Here is a 16,517-nt window from a genome sequence, read left to right as displayed (position 1 = left end):
TCAAAACAGCGCCGCCTCTTGCGCCGTGATGGCCCCCGGCCCCGTTTCAATCGCCGAAAACACGATGCTGGTGCGGTCGCCACTGGCTTCGCTGATGCTGATGTTTTTGACAAAAGCGCCGCCATCGAGGCGGATGCTGCCGATCGCCTTGGCCAGCGCCGGCTGGCGCGCCTTGAGCGCCACCTGCCAGCTGCCGCCCTCGATGCTGCCGTCCACTTCAAACAGCGTGTCGAGCTGGGCCAGGTCGCCGGCCAGCAGCGAAAACAGCACGCTGTTGATCATTTTCACCACCGGTTCCGTCTTCGCGTCCAGCCGCATGGCCACGCGCTCGCCCTGGAAATGCACGATCTCGTCGCGCGTCAGGCGCAAGGTATTCGGGAACGGCTGCAAGGTACGCCACAGCACGCCCTTGCCGGCCACCACGCAAAAGCGCCCGTTCGACGCCAGCGGCTTTTTCATGCCGGCCAGCTGCTTGCTCTGGTCGAAGCGGCCGCACAACTGCTGCGGCTTGGCCAGCATGGCCTCGATCTTCGCTACCGGCGCGGCGGCCTGCGCCGGCGCCATCGCCATCGCCATCGCCAGGAACACGGCGGCCAGCGCCGCTTTCAACATAACTTTCATACAGGGTCCAATCCCAGTTTTTCAAACAATACGGGCGGCGAGGCAAAGCACATCTCGCCGCTGGCAATATCGACCGCCACCTGCGTGGTGCTGGCGCGGTTCAGGCGCTTGCCGGTGGCGCTGTCGCTCACCGTGTACTCGATCTTCAGGCGGTTTTCCCACTCCACCAGGTCGGCGCGCAGGGTCAGGCGCTGGCCGAAGGTGGCCGGCGCCACATAGCGCAGATGCATGTCGATCACCGGCCAGGCATAGCCGGAGGCCTTCATCTCGACATAGTTATAGCCGATGCTGTCGAGCAGCGCGCAGCGCACCACTTCCAGGTATTTCACGTAGCGGCCATGCCAGACGATTTCCATCGGGTCGAGGTCGAAGAACTGCACCTGCATCTCCACTTGCGCATGCCAGCGGCTGGGCGCGGCGCTGTTGCCGCGCACTTTATGCATGCTGCGCTCCATACAGCGGCCAGGCTTGCGTGCGGATGCGTTCGAGCAGCACGCGCAGCTCCGGGTCGAGGCGGCGGTCTTCCACCACCGGCGCGATATCGTCGGCCAGCGCGGCCAGCATGGCCGTGATCTGTGCCTGCGGCGGCGCGTCCGGTGCCAGCTGGCAGCGCAGCCAGACGCCCTGGCGCACGGTGATCAGCAGCGCCGCGGCGACCTGTTCGCACAGTTCCAGCACGCGCAGGCAGTCACGCGCGGCGATCGTGCCCATGCTGACCTTGTCCTGGTTGTGGCATTCGGTCGAGCGCGAAAACACGGAAGCGGGCATGGTCAGCTTCAAGGCTTCGGCGGTCCAGGCCGAGGCGCTGATCTGCAGCGCTTTCAGGCCGTGGTTGATGGCCGCGCGCGGTCCGGTGGCGCCCGACAGATTGGCCGGCAGGCCCTGGTTGTAGCGGCTGTCGACCAGCAGCGCCATCTGCCGGTCCAGCAGGTCAGCCAGGTTGGCCACGGTGTTTTTCATGCTGTCCATGGCAAACGCGATATGGCCGCCATAGAAATGCCCGCCATGCAGCACGCGCTCGCCTTCGGCGTCGATGATGGGGTTGTCGTTGGCGCTGTTGAGTTCATTCTCGATCGACGAGCGCAGCCACGGCAAGGCGTCGGCCAGCACGCCAATCACGTGCGGCGCGCAGCGGATCGAATAGCGGTCCTGCAAGCGCTTGCCGTTGCGCTCCCAGCTGTCGGTCGGCAGGTCGGTGCGCAGCCAGGCGGCCACCTGCTGCATGCCCGGATGGGGTTTGACGGAAAACAGCGTCTCGTCGAAATGATGGGCGTTGCCGTCCAGTGCGAACGAGGCCATGGCCGTGATGCGGGTCGTCAGGCGCGCCAGGTATTCGGCCCGCTCATACGCCAGGCAGGCCAGCGCCGTCATCACGGCGGTGCCGTTCATAATGGCCAGGCCCTCTTTCGGACGCAAACGCAGCGGCGTGATGCCCGCCTCTTCCAGCGCCTGCCTGGCCGGCACCTGCTCGCCGTCACGCCACACTTCGCGCTCGCCGCACAGCACCGCCGCCAGGTAGGACAGCGGCGTCAGGTCGCCGCTGGCGCCGACCGAGCCTTCCGACGGAATCAGGGGCAGCAGGCCGGCGTCGAGCAGGCGCGCGATCTGCGCCAGCAAGTCCACGCTGACGCCGGAGTATCCCTTCGACAGCGACGCCAGGCGCGCCGCCATGATGGCGCGCGTCTGCGCCGGCGTAAAGAATTCACCGAGGCCGCAACCATGGTAGGTGTACAGGTGATGCGGCAGTTCGGCCACCAGTTCCGGCGGCACGGTGACGGTGCAGGAATCGCCATAGCCGGTGGTCACGCCGTAGATGGTGCCGTCCTCGCGCAGCAGGCGGTCGAGGAAATCGGCGCCGCGCGCAATCGCCGCGCGGAACACCGGATCGGTCGACAGTTCGGCGCTGGCCCGGCCGTGCGCGATGTCGGCGATGTCTTCGATGCGCAGGCGTTCGCGGTCGAAGCGGACGGCGCGCCGGGTGTTTTTCAGGTCAGCGAGATGCATCGGAAGTATCCAATCTTGAAGTAGCGGGGAGTTGCCAGAAATCGTAGAAATTGAACCATTCGCGCGGCGCGCGCAGGCAATGGTGCTGCAGCCGCGCCGCATAGTCGCCGGCCAGTTCGGCCAGCATCGTTTCGCGCGCCTTGCGCGGCAGGTGCAGCGACTCGCGGAACGGCTCGAAATGCACTTCCGAGCGCTGGCCGAGGCGCATCGAAAACAGCAGGTAGACCGGGCATTGCAGCACGCTGGCCAGCACGTACGGGCCGATCGGGAACGCGGCCGGCGCGCCCAGGAACGGCGCGAGCGCCACGCGCGGCTGGGGCGAGACGGGGACGCGGTCGCCGGCGATCACGACGAACTCGCCCTGCGCCACTTTCTCGGCCAGCAGCATGGCGGTGGCCGGCGTCATTTCGGTCACCTGCAGCAAATTGAGCTGGCTGTCCGGGTTCAGCCGCGCCAGCATGCGGTTGAAGGACTGCGCATGGCGCGTGTGCACCAGCACCGTCAGCTTCAGGCCGGCGCGCCGCCGCGACAGTACGCGGCACAGTTCCAGGTTGCCCAGGTGGGCGCAAATGAGCAGGGCGCCACGGCCTTCGTCGAGGCAGCGCTCGATGCCGTCCAGGCCGGCGCCATGCAGGCTGACCGTGCTGGTATCGAACAGGCCGCCCCACAGCAGCATCTTGTCGAGGATGGTTTCGGCAAAGGCGGCGAAGTGGCGCAGCACACCAAGCAGGCTGGCGTCGGCGGCGCCACCGCAGGCGGCAGCGCGCTGCAGGTAGGCGCGCGAGACGCGCCGCGCGCGCGGCTTGCTCAGCACATACCACAGCAGCACCAGGTACAGCACCACGCGAAACGGCCAGCGGCCGAACACGCGGCAGATCCAGAACAGCAGGCGCATGCCAGCCACGAAGCTGACCTCGTTGAAGCTGGCCCAGTGGCCGCTTGATGTGGCTGCTGTCGTCATCGCGCGCGCCAGTGGCGTGCCAGCAGGCGCGGCGCGCGCCACAGCATGCCGAAGAACAGCCGCGTGTGCATGCGCGTGATCAGCACATTGTCGCGCCACAGCTGGAAGTGCGAGACGCCATCGCTGGGGTAGCCCACGCGCGTGGGCAGGTTGACCATCGCCAGCCCATCCCAGTACAGGCGCACCAGCACGTCGGTGTCGAAATTCATGCGCTGGCCCAGCATGCGCTTGCGCGCCAGCGCCATCAGGGGCGCCAGCGGATACACGCGAAAACCGCACATCGAGTCGCGGATCTGCAGCGACAGGGTATTGATCCAGACCCAGATGTGCGTGGCGTAGCGGCCGTAAAAACGTGCGGCCGGCACCGAGGCGTCATACATGGGATGGCCCACCACCACCGCGCCGGGCGCCGCTTGGGCTTGCGCCAGGAAGCGCGGCACGTCATTCGTATCGTGCTGGCCGTCGGCGTCGATCTGCAACGCGTGGCTGTAGCCCTGCGCGTGCGCGTGGCGGCAGCCGGTCATCACCGCGCCGCCCTTGCCCAGGTTGCGCGGGTGGCGCAGCAGGGTCACTTGCGCCGGATGGGCGGCGGCCAGCGCATCGAGCGTGCGCGCGCCGGCGGCCAGGCTGGCGTCGTCGACCAGGATCAGCGGCACGCTGTGCGCCAGCAGGCGCGCCACCACCGCGCCGATTGCGTGTTCATGGTTAAACACGGGAATCACGATGCAGGGCTTGAACAAGGGCTTGAACAACGCGTCAGTCACGGCGCGCTCCGGCGCGGCCAAAGCGCAGCAGGGAATGGCAATAGCCGATGCCGTCGCGCGCTGTCAGCAGTTCCAGCCCCGCCGCTTCGGCCAGGCGGATATAGTCGGTGCTCTGGTAGATCTTGCTGTTGCCGCTGGCCATGGCCGTGAAATACGGCGAGGTATTGATCAGGCAGTAGGCGGCGATATCGTATTGCTGGCGGTCCCAGAAGGTGTCCATGATCAGTACCTGGCCATTGGCGCCCAGCGATTGCGCCACGCGGCGCAGGATGCTGGCGATCGCCGCCTCGGAAAAGCAGCTGAGGAACTGGCTCATCCAGACCAGGTCCATGCCAGCCGGCAGCGCCGCACCATCGTCGAGCAGGTCGCGCGGGTACAGCTGGGCGCGTTCTCGAACGCCGGCGTCCTGCAGGGTGGTATCGGCCACCGCCAGCTGGCGCTCGAGGTCGACCAGGTGCAGCTCGACACCGGGGTGATACGCCAGCGCCGCGCTGGCGAACTTGCCCGTATTGGCGCCGATGTCCATGATGCGGCGCGGCGCGGTGGCAAAGACGTCAGGGAAAATCTCGGGAAACGAGGTATCCGAATAATGATGGTCGAACGCGAACCAGCTGGTCTTGGCCGGCTCCGGCATGCTCGAGAGGCCTTGGTACAGGGTCGGCCAGTCGCCCAAGGCGGCCAGGCCCAGCGGCTGCTCGGCGTCGAGCGAGCGGTCCAGGTCGAACAGGCCCTGGTAGCACACATCGTGGTTGAAATCGAGGTTGACCTGGGTGATGCTGTCGGTCAGCACGCAATAGCCCACCTTGTCGAGCACATAGGCGCCGTCGCGCACATACACCACGCCGGCCGACAGGCAGGACTCCAGCACCACTTTCAGCGCGTACTCGGTCCAGCGGCCGCCGGCGGCCATGTCCACCACCGTCAGGCCGCTGTGACCGGTGTCCGCCAGCGCCTGCAGCATGCCGCGTTTCCACGCATAGCGCACGCACTGGAACACGACGGGACCGAAGGCGATCTTTTGCGCTTCGAAACGGGCCGCAAAGGCGCTCTGGCGCTCGGGTGAGAATTTTTTATCTAACATGCGCTCGCTGCAGGTGGAGGTTCGCCAGGGCCGGTATTGGCCACAACGTCAGGATGAAACAAGAGACGGCCGCTGGCGTGCTGGCCGGCGTCCGACAGATAGCGAAACTGCAGGCTGCCTTTAAGCGCGTCGTATTGCAGCTCCAGCCGCAACGCGCTGCCCGGCAACACGGGCTGCTGGAATTTCAGGGCGTGCATGGCCCGGAACCGTGCCGGCAGCGCCAGGTGCAGGCGCGCAAAGTGGCGCGCCCAGTCCACCTGCACCACGCCGGGCAGCAGCGGCGCGCCGTCGAAATGGCCGTCAAAATAAAACAGGTCGGCCGGCACGAACAGGTCCAGCGTGACCGCGCTGCCGACGCCTTCCATGGCGCGCACCTCGGGCAGGCGCGGTTTTATCCGTTCCAGCAGCGCCAGCAACAGCGCCTGCGTGGTCTTGCCTTGGGCGTTGATCGGCAGTTGCTCCAGGTAGCGCCAGCGGCGCGGCATGGCCACCGCGTCGACCTGGCCGTGCAGCGCCTGGCGCAGTTGCCGGTTCAGCGCCAGCTTGCCTTCGGCCGCCAGCAGCGCGCGTCCGGCTGCGCTGCAGACGACAAAGGCGGCGACCTTCTGGCGCTCGCCGGGCGGCGCATCGCACAGCACCACGCGCGCTTCCCGTACCTGCGGCATGGCCAGCAGCGCCGCTTCGATGGCGGACAGCGAGATGCGCTTTTCCTCGATCTTGACGATGCGGTCGCTGCGCCCCAGCAGCACAAAGCGGTCACCATCCGGTCCCTCGCCCACCGCCCGCGCGCGGTCGGCCAGCGGCAGCCAGCCGTCGTCGGCCAGGTGCGCCGAGCGCACCTGCAGCGCCTCGCCGTCATCGAGGCGCCAGGCCACGCCGGGAAATGCCCGCCAGCTGTCGTCATCAGGCAAGGCGGCCGCGCGCTGGCGCCAGGCCACGCCGCCCGTCTCGGAGCTGCCATAGATTTCAAACGGCACGCGCCCCAGCAAGGCGCCGGCGGCCAGCGCGCTGTCGAACGGCAGCGGGCCGCCCGACGAGAACACGGCGCGCAGCTGCGTGCCGGCCGCGCGCCAGTCCAGGTGCTCGGGCAGGCGCTTGAGGTGGGCCGGACTGGCCGCCAGCACGCACGGGCCTTGCGCCAGCAGCATGGCCAGCTGCTCGGGAAACGCCACGCTGTGCGCATGCACGGGGCGCCCTGCCGCCAGCGGCCACAAGACCTTGAACAGCAAGCCGTAGATATGCTGGTGCGTGACGGTGGCAAGCACCGCGGCGCCGGCCGCATGACGGCCGAACAGCTGTTCCAGGGTCGCCACTTCGCTGCCCAGCTGCGACAGCTTCTTGGGAATCGCCTGCGCCGCGCCGGTGCTGCCCGAGGTATGCACCACCAGCGCGGGGAAATCGTCGTCCAGCACGCGCCAATGCGGTTGCGCGCCACTGCCGGCCGGCGCCGTCGACGGCGCATGCCCGGGCGGGAACTGGCCCAGGAAAGCGTCGACATGCTCCGCCAGCGCGGCGCAGCTGGCCGGCAGCACGTCGGCCGTCAGCCAGACTGTCTTGCCCGCCTGCCAGGCGCCCAGCAAGGCGGCGCCGAACTCCAGGCTGTCATCGAGATAGAGCGCGACATGGCGGCCCGGCAGGTGCGTCAGAAAACCGGCCCAGTCGGCCATGCGCGCGGCCAGTTGGCCATGGCTGATACAGGCGCCGTCGCGCCAGCCCGCCGGCATGGCGGGCGGGCGGCTGCAGATGGCCTGGGCCAGGCTGGCGAGGGAGGAAAGTGATTCAGGCATGATGCAGACGTTTGAAGCGCCGGCGCACCAGATACTCGCCGGCAAATAACAGGCCCATCAGCACATAGGCGATCACGCCCGTGTACAGCGACCAGGCGGCATCGCTGGCCCACAGCGCCAGGCCCAGCGCGATGGCGCCATTGATGACAAAAAAGCCGCACCAGACTTGCGTCACGCGGCGCGTATAGCGTACCGCGGCCGGCGGGAAATCGGGCTCGCGCAGGCGCGCCAGGCGTTCCACCACGGAAGGCGGCGCATAGAGGCTGTAGCCGAAGGCGGCCAGGAAGACGGCGTTGACCAGCACCGGATACAGTTTCAGCGGCAGCAGCAGATTGCTCCATAGCGCGCAGGCGGCCAGCACCAGCGCGCCGGCCACCGACCAGCGCGCGGCGCGCTGGAGCTTGAGCGCAGGCAGGCGGCAGGCCACGGCCAGCAGCAGCAAACCGGCCAGCCAGCGCGGCTCGACCTGGCCCTGGCCCAGCCAGATCGCCAGCGGGTACAACACCGTCAACAGCACCGCCACCACATTGAGCAGCATGCGCGTTATACCGCCTGCTCCGCCGCCGACATCGCGCGCAAGGCTTCGACCACATCGTCGATGGTGCGGATGGTCTTGAATACTTCCGGCTGCAGCCGCTTGCCCGTCAGCTGCTTGAGCTTGACGGCCAGGTCGACCGCGTCGATGCTGTCGATGTCGAGTTCCGAGTACAGGTTCGACTGCGGCGTCAGCGCCGCCGGATCGAGTTCGAACATCTCGGCCAGCAGCTTGACTACCCACGCGGTCAGTTCATCGCGGCTCATTACACTCATGTCTACCATTTTGCAGCTCCTTACTTCTTTCTGTGACTGTCAACCATGGCCGCCAGCGCCCGTACCGAAGCGAAATGGCGGCGTGTATCGGCCGAATCGGCCGACAGGGAAATCCCGTATTTCTTCTGCAGCGCCACGCCCAGCTCCAGCGCATCGATCGAATCGAGCCCCAGGCCTTCGACAAACAAGGGCGCATCCGTATCGATGTCGGCGGCGCTCATGTCTTCCAGTTGCAGCGCCTCGATGATCAATTCCTTCACTTCCTGTTCAAGCATGTTGTTCCTGTATCGAGCTAAAGTAATGTTGCAGATAATTGGTCAGATGGCGCGCCGCCATGACGTCGGACGCGCCGTCGCCGGTGAAGGCCGTGATCGCCAGGTCGTCCTGCACCGCGATCTCGAAATGCGCGCGCCGCGCCGGCACGCGCCACCATGGTTCTCCCTTGCCCAGGGTCGGCGGATGGCAGCGGATCAGCACCGGCGTGACGTCGCAGCGGCCGCGCACGGCGACATTGGCCGCGCCCCGCTTGAGCGTGATGTTGCCGCCGTGCGGGGTGCGCGTGCCTTCCGGGAAAATGATCAGGTTATTGCCGCGCGCCAGCGAGGCCACGCAAGCGTCGACCAGTTCGGCGCCGCCGGCATTGTTGATATAGCCGGCCGCGCGCACCGGGCCGCCCGTAAACGGATTGTTCCACAGGGCCGCCTTGACGATGCAGTCGGCCCGCTTCACATGGGCCATCAGGAAGATCGTGTCGATCAGGGTCGGATGGTTCGCCAGGATCAGCATGCCGCCCCGTTCCAGCTTGTCCAGCCCGTGCAATTCATAGCGCAGCACGCCCAGCGCGCGCATCAGGCCGATATACGCGCGAAAGCTCCAGCGGATGATGGCGCGCGCGGCGGCCACGCGCGCTTCGCGCCGCCATACCAGCAGCTGCAGCAGCGGGAACACCAGCACCCGCAGCAGCAGGCCGCCGATGCCGAAGGCGGCAAAGCTGATGGCGGTGGCCAGGGTGCGCCAGGTAACCGACACGGCAACGGCCAGCGAGCGGCGCTCACGCATGGCGGCTCCAGCGCCAGCACTGGCGGTTGGCCACATGTTCGTACACGGCCGCCTCGCCAAGCACAAAGCGCAGGGCGGCCAAGCTGGCCGGCATCGCGCTGTTGCTGATGGTGTCGTGCGCCGCGCGCGGCCGCCAGGCCAGGCTGATGTCGCCGCCCTGCCCGCTGCCCGCCTGCAGCAGCCAGGCAAACGCATGCGCCTGGCCATGTTCATCGTCGAACGGCGCAAACAGCTCCGGCAGCGGGCTGTCGGCCGCCAGCAGCAATACCTGCGGCGCGCCATCGGCCAGCAGGCCGCACGCCTCGATCACCGCCGCTTCGACACTGGCGGCGCCGGCGGCCAGCGCCAGCTGATTGGCTTGATCATTGCGGGCGATGGAAAACAGGGCGGCGCTGGCGTTATGCACGGCCATGCCGAAGGCCGTCGGCGACAGCGGTTCGCCAAGCGCCAGGCTGGACAGCAAATCGATGGCGCGCACCACCTCGCCATGACGCGAACAGAAGACAATCGGAATATTGCGCGCCTCGCCCAGGCAGGCGTACGCGACTTCGAGCGCCATCTTGCCCAGTTGGCCGGCGCGGCGGCGCAACAGCGGCGCCATCTGGCGCACGCCAGGCTCGCCGTTGGCGGCGATGTGAAATGGGGTGTGCGTCCACGCCTGCCATTGCTGCGGCGTTTCCAGTCCAGGCGCCCACGCCACCTGATTGGCAATTGAAAAACGGACACCCTCGGCGCACATATGCATTTTCCCGCGAACAGAATAAAAAGTTGAACTCGCGTCTGAACTGCATGGAAAAGCCCCGCCGTCGTTCTTTTCAAATTATAAACGAAGGGAGTCAAAACAACTAAGATAAATGGTCGTGGGGAAACTTTTTAGAAGGCAAAAATCAAATCAGGGAAATGCGCTGCCAAGGCCACATTGTTACTATTAGTAACATTTATGGATTTAATGCGCTGGCAGCCTGCGGCCAGCCCCTTGCGCGAGCGGGGAAACAGGCAAGCGCGGTACAAACCGCCTGCCCGAAAATGATGTTGCGGATAAGCAACGATGCGCTTGATGCAATACCGGCTGAAAATAAAGCCGACATTGCCTGATTATCATGCGAGCGGGCGATACGCAACAATAGCGCGCATCGCCGTGCTATTTAAAACACCCAAAGTTTATCGGCCGGCATATGCAGCCAGTATTTACCGGCCTCGAGTTTATGGCGCGAATACGCGCGCAGGCTGAGGTTATCGGCGCCGCCGCCGCGCTCGAACAGGCACTCCCAACGGTCGCCCAGGTACATGCAGGTCAACAGCGGCAGCTCGATCGCGTTTTCGACCTGGGTGGCGCTGATCTTCACTTCCTCGACCCTGATCATGGTGGTCACGTCAAGACCCGTATTGACGCCGCGCGCCACGCCCTGCATAGGCGTGCCGTCGATCCGCAGGCTGACCCGGCTGCCGTCGCGGCTGGTTACCTTGCCCGGCAGGCGGTTGTTGCTGCCCATGAATTCGGCCGTAAACAAGGTGTCCGGCGTTTCATACATGCTTTGCGGCGTGCCCTGCTGTTCGATCTTGCCGTTATTGAGCAGCAGGATGCGGTCGGAAATGGCCATAGCCTCGCCCTGGTCGTGCGTCACCATCAGGGCCGACAGGCCCAGGCGCACGATCAGTTCGCGCAGAAAGGCGCGCGCTTCCTCGCGCAGCTTGGCGTCCAGGTTCGACAGCGGTTCGTCGAGCAGGATCACGGGCGGGTTGTACACCAGCGCCCTGGCGATCGCCACGCGCTGCTGCTGGCCGCCGGACAATTGATGCGGATAGCGCTCGCCCAGATGGCCCAGGCCCAGTTGCGTCAGCACTTCCTTGACGCGCCCGGCGATATCGGACGTGCCCATCTTGCGCAGTTTCAGGCCGTAGGCGACGTTGTCGAACACGGTCTTGTGCGGCCACAGCGCATACGACTGGAAGACCAGGCCCAGGTTGCGCTGCTCGGCCGGCATCTCGAAATGTTTCGCGCCGTCGAACACATTGCGCGCGCCGATTTCGATGGTGCCCGCCTTCGGGCTTTCCAGCCCGGCGACGGCGCGCAGCAAGGTGGTCTTGCCGCTGCCCGAAGGCCCCAGCAAGGCGACCACTTCACCTTTTTTCAGGTGCATCGAGACACCTTTCAGGATCTGGTTGGCGGCGGCGCCGGTGCCGTAGTCCAGGTACAGCTCATTGACGGTCAGTTCATTCATGATATGGTCTCAATCTCTTTTTAGTTATGTAACTTCACGCCAAAGCGCAGCGCGATGCCCAGGCCGATGGCCACCAGGGTGATGTTGATGAACGACAGCGCCGCCACCAGGTCGGTCGAGCCGCCGGCCCACAGCGACACCAGCATCGCGCCGATCACTTCGGTGCCCGGCGACAGCAGGTACACGCCGGTCGAGTATTCGCGTTCGAAAATCAGGAACACCATCAGCCAGGCGCCCAGCAGGCCGTATTTGATCAGCGGCAGCGTGACGTCGCGCGTGACCTGGCCACGGTTCGCGCCGACGGCGCGCGCCGCCTCTTCCAGCTCCGGCCCCACCTGCAGCAGCGCGGTGGAGATCAGGCGCATGCCGTAGGCCATCCACACCACCGAATACGCCAGCCACAGGGCGAAGATGGTCGAGCGCACTTCGCGCAGCACCGGGATCACATGGCCGCTCAGCCACAGGGCCACGCCGTTGTCCATGCCTTTCAATACGCCGTCGAGCCAGGCCGGCACGAACAGGAACACCCACAGGAACGACAGGCCGGCCAGCAGGCCCGGCACGGCGCGCGGCACCAGCACGCTGTAGTCGAGCAAACGGGTGATGCCGTCCTGCTTGCGGTGCATGGCCAGCGCGATGAAGCTGTAGCAGCCGACCGCCAGCGCGCCGCCGACCACGCCGATCAGGATGGTATTGACGATGCCGCGCACCAGCGAGGGCTGGTCGAAAATATCGCGGAAGTGCTGCAGGGTCAACACGTCGGCCAGGTGCACGCCCTCGCCCCAGTACTGCACGAACGAGCGCAGCACGATGCCCGTCAACGGCAGGATGATGGTGAAGATCAGCCAGCCGGCCAGCAGCGCGAATGCCAGCCACTTCCAGCGGCCCAGCGGCATCGCCTTGCTGCGCGCGCCCTTGCCCTTGATCGACACGTATTTGTTGGCCGATTTGAGCAGCCAGCGCTGTATCATCACCAGCGGCATGGTCACCATCACCAGGCAGACGGCAACGGCGGCCATCAGGTGGTAGGACGGCGTGCCCAGTTTATTGGTCAGCTTGTACAGATAGGTCGGCAGCACCAGGTGGCCTTCCGGGTCGCCCAGCACCAGCACCAGGCCGAACACTTCAAAACCGAGGAAGAACACCAGCACGCCAGCATACGCCAGCGCCGGCATGATCATCGGCAGCGACACATTCATCATCACCTGCACCGGCGAGGCGCCGGCCACGCGGGCCGCTTCCTCGACATCCGACCCCAGGCTTTTCAGCGCCGACGAGGCGTACAGGTACACATGCGGCACGTGGGTCAGGCCGGCGATGATGACGATGCTGGTGAAGGAATAGATATTCCAGGGCACGAAGCCGAGCAGCTCCTTGGCCCAGGTCGAGTAAAAGCCCACCGGCCCCATCGACACCACATAGCCAAAGCCCATCACCATCGGCGACACGAAGATCGGCACCAGCAGCATCGGCGCGACCCAGCCGCGGCCCGGCAGATCGGTGCGCACCATCAGGAACGCCAGCATGCCGCCCAGCGGCACGGCGATCACGGTCAGGCCGAAGGCCAGCATCAGGCCATTCTTGAAGGCCATCGAGAAATCGGGATCATCGAAGATGAAACGGTAGGAATCGAAGCCGAATTCGCGCACCGGCATGAAGAACGGCGCGGACAGGAAGCTTTGATAAAAAATCAGGAACAACGGCAGGAAAATGGCGACCAGGGTGATCGCCACGACCACGCCGCGCGGCCAGTTCAGGCGCGACAAGGGAGAGCGCGACCGTGCAGGCAGCGGCAAGATGGCAGTTTGCATGATGAATCCAATGAATGAGGGGTGCGGCATCCAGCCGCCGGGGTACGCCCGCGGCTGGCCAGGACGGCGTTACTTCTTGCCGGCTGTTTCTTTCCATTGCTTCAGGAAGGCCATGCGCTTGGCCGGTCCCAGGAATTGCAGGATGATCGGATGCACCGGTATCGGCTTGATGTTGGCGGCGCCGATTTCCTTGATCAGGTCGGCCGAGGTGGTCTCGCCGGTGACGTCGGCGCGGATCGCGTACAGCTTGGCGCCGTTCGCGATGATGGTCTGGCCACGGTGCGACAGGATGTAGTCGAGCCACAGCTTGCCGGCGTTGACGTTCTTCGCGTTCTTGTTGATGAACTGCACGCGCGACAGGATCAGGGTGTAATCCTTGGGCAGCACCACGCCGATCGACGGATCGGTCTTGGCGCGCACCAGGGCGTAGGAGCCCAGCACGTTATAGCCGATCAGGTTTTCGCCCGACGAGATACGCTCCATCATGGTGCCGGTCGACGACTGCACGCGCACCTTGGCCGTGCCGAAGGCGTTCTGCAGCGCCAGGAACTGCGGGTATTCCTTGGCGTCCTGCGACATGAACATGAAGCCCACGCCCGACTTTTCGATATCGTAGGTGGTGACCTTGTCCTTGAATTTCGGCGTGGCGATCAGTTTTGCGAAGTCGTCGTGGTTCTTCGGCACTTCCTTCGGATCGAGCAAGCGCTTGTTGTAGACGATGGCGGCCGGCTCGAACGTGGTGCCGTAGGCCTGGTCGTCCCACATGGCCCAGCCGGGGATCTTGGCCGCTTCGACCGACTTGTATTTCAATGCATAGCCGTCCGAGGCCAGGCGCATCTGCAAGTCCATCGCCGACGACCACATCACGTCGGCCGTGTTGCCGCCGGCGGCCACTTCGGAAATGAAGCGGTTGTAGACTTCGGTCGAATTCATGTCGTTGTATTCGACCGAAATGCCGGGATACAGGGCGCTGAAATCCTTGATCAGCGGCGCGGCGGCCTTGCTGTCGGTGGCGCTGTAGATCACCACCTTGCCTTCCTTCTTGGCCGCGTCGATGATCTTCTGGTAGTCGGCCGGATAGCCGGCCGGTACTTGTGCAAAAGCGCTGCCGTTGGCGCCGGCGAAAGCGGCGGCCAGGGCGATGGCGAGGATGGTCTTGGTTTGCATGGTTGTCTCCGTCTGTGATTGTTGTAGGGTTGCTTGCAATGGCTTCAGCGCATCAGGCCCAGTTCGGCGGCCTGCCTGGAGTAGCGTTCGACCGCCTGGTTTACATACTGTGTCAATTTGTCGCCCGTCAGCGCGAACGGATACATGCCGGCCTGCGTGCGCCACTGGGCAAACTGCGGCGTGGCCATGGCGCGGTCAAAGGTGGCCACCCAGCGCTGGTAATCCTGTTCGGGCACCTGCGGCCCCATCCACAAGCCGCGGATGATGGGCCACACCACGTCGACGCCCTGCTCGCGCGCCGTCGGCACGCCGGCCAGCACGCCGGGCAGGCGTTTTTCCGACAGCACCGCCAGCACGCGCGCATGGTTGGCGCCCACGTTCAGGGTCGCTTCCGAGGTGTCGCCGGACATCACCTGCACGTAGTCGGCCTGCATCGCCGTGAAGACTTCGCCACCACCTTCCAGCGCCACGAAGCGCAGCACTTTCGGGTCGATGCCGGCGTGGCGCGCCACCAGCGCCATCTTCAGCCAGTCCTGGCTGCCGATGGTGCCGGACACGCCGATCAGCACCTTGTCGGGGTGGCGCTTGAGCGCGGCGATCAGGTCGGCCAGGGTTTTATAGGGCGAATCGCTGCGCACGGCGATCATGCCGTAGTCGGCGCCCAGCGCCGCCACCCAGCGCACGTCGCCCGCCTTGGCGTTGCCGAACTTGCCCTGCGCCAGGTTCAGCAGCGAGCCGCCCGAAAACGCCACCAGGGTGTTCGCTTCGGCGCGCCGGCGCTGCGATCCCATCGAGCGCCAGGCCACCGCGCCGATGCCACCCGGCAGATAGCTGATGCGCACCGAGGACGCGAACGGCGCCGCCGCAGACGCCGTATCCGGCTGCAGCAAGCCGTTTTTGGCCAGCTTGCAGGTCAGGTCCATGGCGCCGCCCGGCTTGGACGGCACCACGCATTCGACCTCGGGCGCGGCCGCCCCCGCCAGCGCGGGCAGCGCAAGCAGGGAAAACAGCAGCGACAGGAACGCGGTGCGCAGCATGGCCATGGCTTAGAAGCGGTGCTGGATGCCGGCGATCAGACCGCGCTGCGTGTCGCCGAAACCGGCGTCGTCGCGCGACAGGCTGACCAGTTGGCCGTGCTTGGCCTTGGCGTAGGCGCCCGCCACGTACAGGTCGGTGCGCTTGGACAGGGCGTAGCGCAGGCGCGCCACGTACATGATGGGATCGGCGTCCAGGTTGGCGGCGACGTTTTTCACGTCCTGGTAGTAGACCACGCCGGTCAGGGTGATCACCGGCGTGGTCTTGTAGCTGACGCCGCCCCAGTACAGGGTGCCGCGCACATCGGCGCGGTTGGCGGCGGCCGGATCGAGCTTGTAGTCGCGCGCGGCGGCCTGCACTTTCCAGGCGCCTTCTTCATACATGGCGGCAAGGTGCACCACCGTGTTCTTGTCGCGCGCGCCGCCGGCGATCGCATTGCCGTTGATGCGCTCATAGGTGGCCAGCACGCTCACCGGGCCGCTCTTGTAGTTGACGGCGGTCGACAGCTTGGCGCTGTCCGAGGTGCCGGTGCTCTGCTCGCCGAAGCCGTAGGAAGCGCCATAGGTGAAGTCGCCGGTCTTGCCCGAATACTTGACCAGGTTGTCGAAGGCGGTGGTCATGCCGTATTTGCTGGGACCGCTTGCATTGCCCGAAGTGGCCCAGGAGTAGAACGGCGCATAGGCCATCGGATCGTAGGGCAGCACAAAGTCGTACACGGTGGTGAACGAACGGCCCAGCACCACGCGGCCGAACGCGCCTTCCAGGCCCACGTTGGCTTGGCGCTTGAACAGCGCGCCGTCGGCCGCGCCGGTATCGACCAGGATGCCGCCTTCGAGATTGAACACGGCTTTCAGGCCGCCACCGAGGTCTTCGCTGCCGATGATGCCCCAGCGCGAGGTGTTCATGCCGCCCGAGCTCACTTGCGTGACCGAGTCTTTCGACGGGCCGGCATTGCTGGTGGTGCTGACGCCGGCGTCGAGACGGCCGTACAGGGTGACGTTGGACTGGGCCTGGGCGGCGCCAGCGGTCACAAACAAGGCCAGGGCGGCCAGCGGTAATGCGGTAGTCTTCACAGGAGTCTCCCTTTAGTTATATTTTTTGGTGATATGCCCGATTCATTTTCTGAATCAGGATCACACTATATGAGCTGCATCCTTTCAATTTGCTTTCAGAATCAGCGCTGTCGCCGGCCAGC

The 16,517-nt window shown here is 65.6% G+C and carries 17 protein-coding genes; all 17 read right to left on the bottom strand.

Annotation, left to right across the window (positions count from 1 at the left end):
• Entirely contained in the window at positions 1–621 is a 621-nt protein-coding gene (locus ACP7B7_RS02055) for an outer membrane lipoprotein carrier protein LolA (RefSeq protein WP_426075585.1), read from the bottom strand.
• Entirely contained in the window at positions 618–1,064 is a 447-nt protein-coding gene (locus ACP7B7_RS02050; RefSeq protein ID WP_308925215.1) for an acyl-CoA thioesterase, read from the bottom strand. The genes ACP7B7_RS02055 and ACP7B7_RS02050 overlap by 4 nt, the downstream gene beginning before the upstream one ends.
• Positions 1,057–2,625, bottom strand: coding sequence for an HAL/PAL/TAL family ammonia-lyase (locus ACP7B7_RS02045; protein ID WP_426075584.1), 1,569 nt, complete (start codon positions 2,623–2,625; stop codon positions 1,057–1,059). The genes ACP7B7_RS02050 and ACP7B7_RS02045 overlap by 8 nt, the downstream gene beginning before the upstream one ends.
• Positions 2,612–3,586 (bottom strand): acyltransferase, encoded by a 975-nt coding sequence (locus tag ACP7B7_RS02040; protein WP_426075583.1) that lies wholly within the window; start codon positions 3,584–3,586, stop codon positions 2,612–2,614. The genes ACP7B7_RS02045 and ACP7B7_RS02040 overlap by 14 nt, the downstream gene beginning before the upstream one ends.
• Entirely contained in the window at positions 3,583–4,350 is a 768-nt protein-coding gene (locus ACP7B7_RS02035; protein ID WP_426075582.1) for a glycosyltransferase family 2 protein, read from the bottom strand. The genes ACP7B7_RS02040 and ACP7B7_RS02035 overlap by 4 nt, the downstream gene beginning before the upstream one ends.
• The gene (locus ACP7B7_RS02030) at positions 4,343–5,431 is read right to left on the bottom strand and encodes a class I SAM-dependent methyltransferase (protein WP_426075581.1); all 1,089 of its coding nucleotides are present in this window, start codon (positions 5,429–5,431) and stop codon (positions 4,343–4,345) included. Before ACP7B7_RS02030 ends, ACP7B7_RS02035 begins: the two co-directional genes overlap by 8 nt.
• Positions 5,425–7,218, bottom strand: a complete 1,794-nt coding sequence (locus ACP7B7_RS02025; RefSeq protein WP_308925210.1) for an AMP-binding protein — start codon at positions 7,216–7,218, stop codon at positions 5,425–5,427. Before ACP7B7_RS02025 ends, ACP7B7_RS02030 begins: the two co-directional genes overlap by 7 nt.
• The gene (locus ACP7B7_RS02020) at positions 7,211–7,756 is read right to left on the bottom strand and encodes a hypothetical protein (protein ID WP_308925209.1); all 546 of its coding nucleotides are present in this window, start codon (positions 7,754–7,756) and stop codon (positions 7,211–7,213) included. Before ACP7B7_RS02020 ends, ACP7B7_RS02025 begins: the two co-directional genes overlap by 8 nt.
• A 5-nt stretch (positions 7,757–7,761) precedes the next feature.
• On the bottom strand, positions 7,762–8,019 hold the full coding sequence (locus ACP7B7_RS02015; protein ID WP_308925208.1) for an acyl carrier protein: 258 nt from the start codon (positions 8,017–8,019) through the stop codon (positions 7,762–7,764).
• A gap of 29 nt (positions 8,020–8,048) precedes the next feature.
• Positions 8,049–8,303, bottom strand: a complete 255-nt coding sequence (locus tag ACP7B7_RS02010) for a phosphopantetheine-binding protein (protein ID WP_308925207.1) — start codon at positions 8,301–8,303, stop codon at positions 8,049–8,051.
• Entirely contained in the window at positions 8,296–9,087 is a 792-nt protein-coding gene (locus tag ACP7B7_RS02005) for a lysophospholipid acyltransferase family protein (protein ID WP_308925206.1), read from the bottom strand. The genes ACP7B7_RS02010 and ACP7B7_RS02005 overlap by 8 nt, the downstream gene beginning before the upstream one ends.
• The gene (locus ACP7B7_RS02000) at positions 9,080–9,787 is read right to left on the bottom strand and encodes a beta-ketoacyl synthase chain length factor (protein WP_308925205.1); all 708 of its coding nucleotides are present in this window, start codon (positions 9,785–9,787) and stop codon (positions 9,080–9,082) included. The genes ACP7B7_RS02005 and ACP7B7_RS02000 overlap by 8 nt, the downstream gene beginning before the upstream one ends.
• Positions 9,788–10,232: 445 nt before the next feature.
• The gene (locus tag ACP7B7_RS01995) at positions 10,233–11,309 is read right to left on the bottom strand and encodes an ABC transporter ATP-binding protein (RefSeq protein WP_308925204.1); all 1,077 of its coding nucleotides are present in this window, start codon (positions 11,307–11,309) and stop codon (positions 10,233–10,235) included.
• A 20-nt stretch (positions 11,310–11,329) separates the two neighbouring features.
• Positions 11,330–13,120 carry an ABC transporter permease gene (locus ACP7B7_RS01990; RefSeq protein ID WP_308925203.1) on the bottom strand — a complete coding sequence of 597 codons (1,791 nt, stop codon included), beginning with the start codon at positions 13,118–13,120 and terminating at the stop codon, positions 11,330–11,332.
• Between the two features lie 69 nt (positions 13,121–13,189).
• Entirely contained in the window at positions 13,190–14,287 is a 1,098-nt protein-coding gene (locus ACP7B7_RS01985) for an ABC transporter substrate-binding protein (RefSeq protein ID WP_308925202.1), read from the bottom strand.
• A gap of 44 nt (positions 14,288–14,331) precedes the next feature.
• Complete coding sequence (locus tag ACP7B7_RS01980) at positions 14,332–15,330, bottom strand: Bug family tripartite tricarboxylate transporter substrate binding protein (protein ID WP_426075580.1); 999 nt, start codon at positions 15,328–15,330, stop codon at positions 14,332–14,334.
• Between the two features lie 3 nt (positions 15,331–15,333).
• The gene (locus tag ACP7B7_RS01975; protein ID WP_308925200.1) at positions 15,334–16,395 is read right to left on the bottom strand and encodes a porin; all 1,062 of its coding nucleotides are present in this window, start codon (positions 16,393–16,395) and stop codon (positions 15,334–15,336) included.
• Positions 16,396–16,517 lie beyond the last annotated feature (122 nt).

Source organism: Janthinobacterium sp. PSPC3-1, assembly GCF_049896105.1.
In the GTDB taxonomy this organism is placed as follows: Bacteria; Pseudomonadota; Gammaproteobacteria; order Burkholderiales; family Burkholderiaceae_D; genus Janthinobacterium.
The sequence above is the reverse complement of the archived record's forward strand: the minus strand, read 5'-3'. Positions and strand labels throughout refer to the sequence as shown.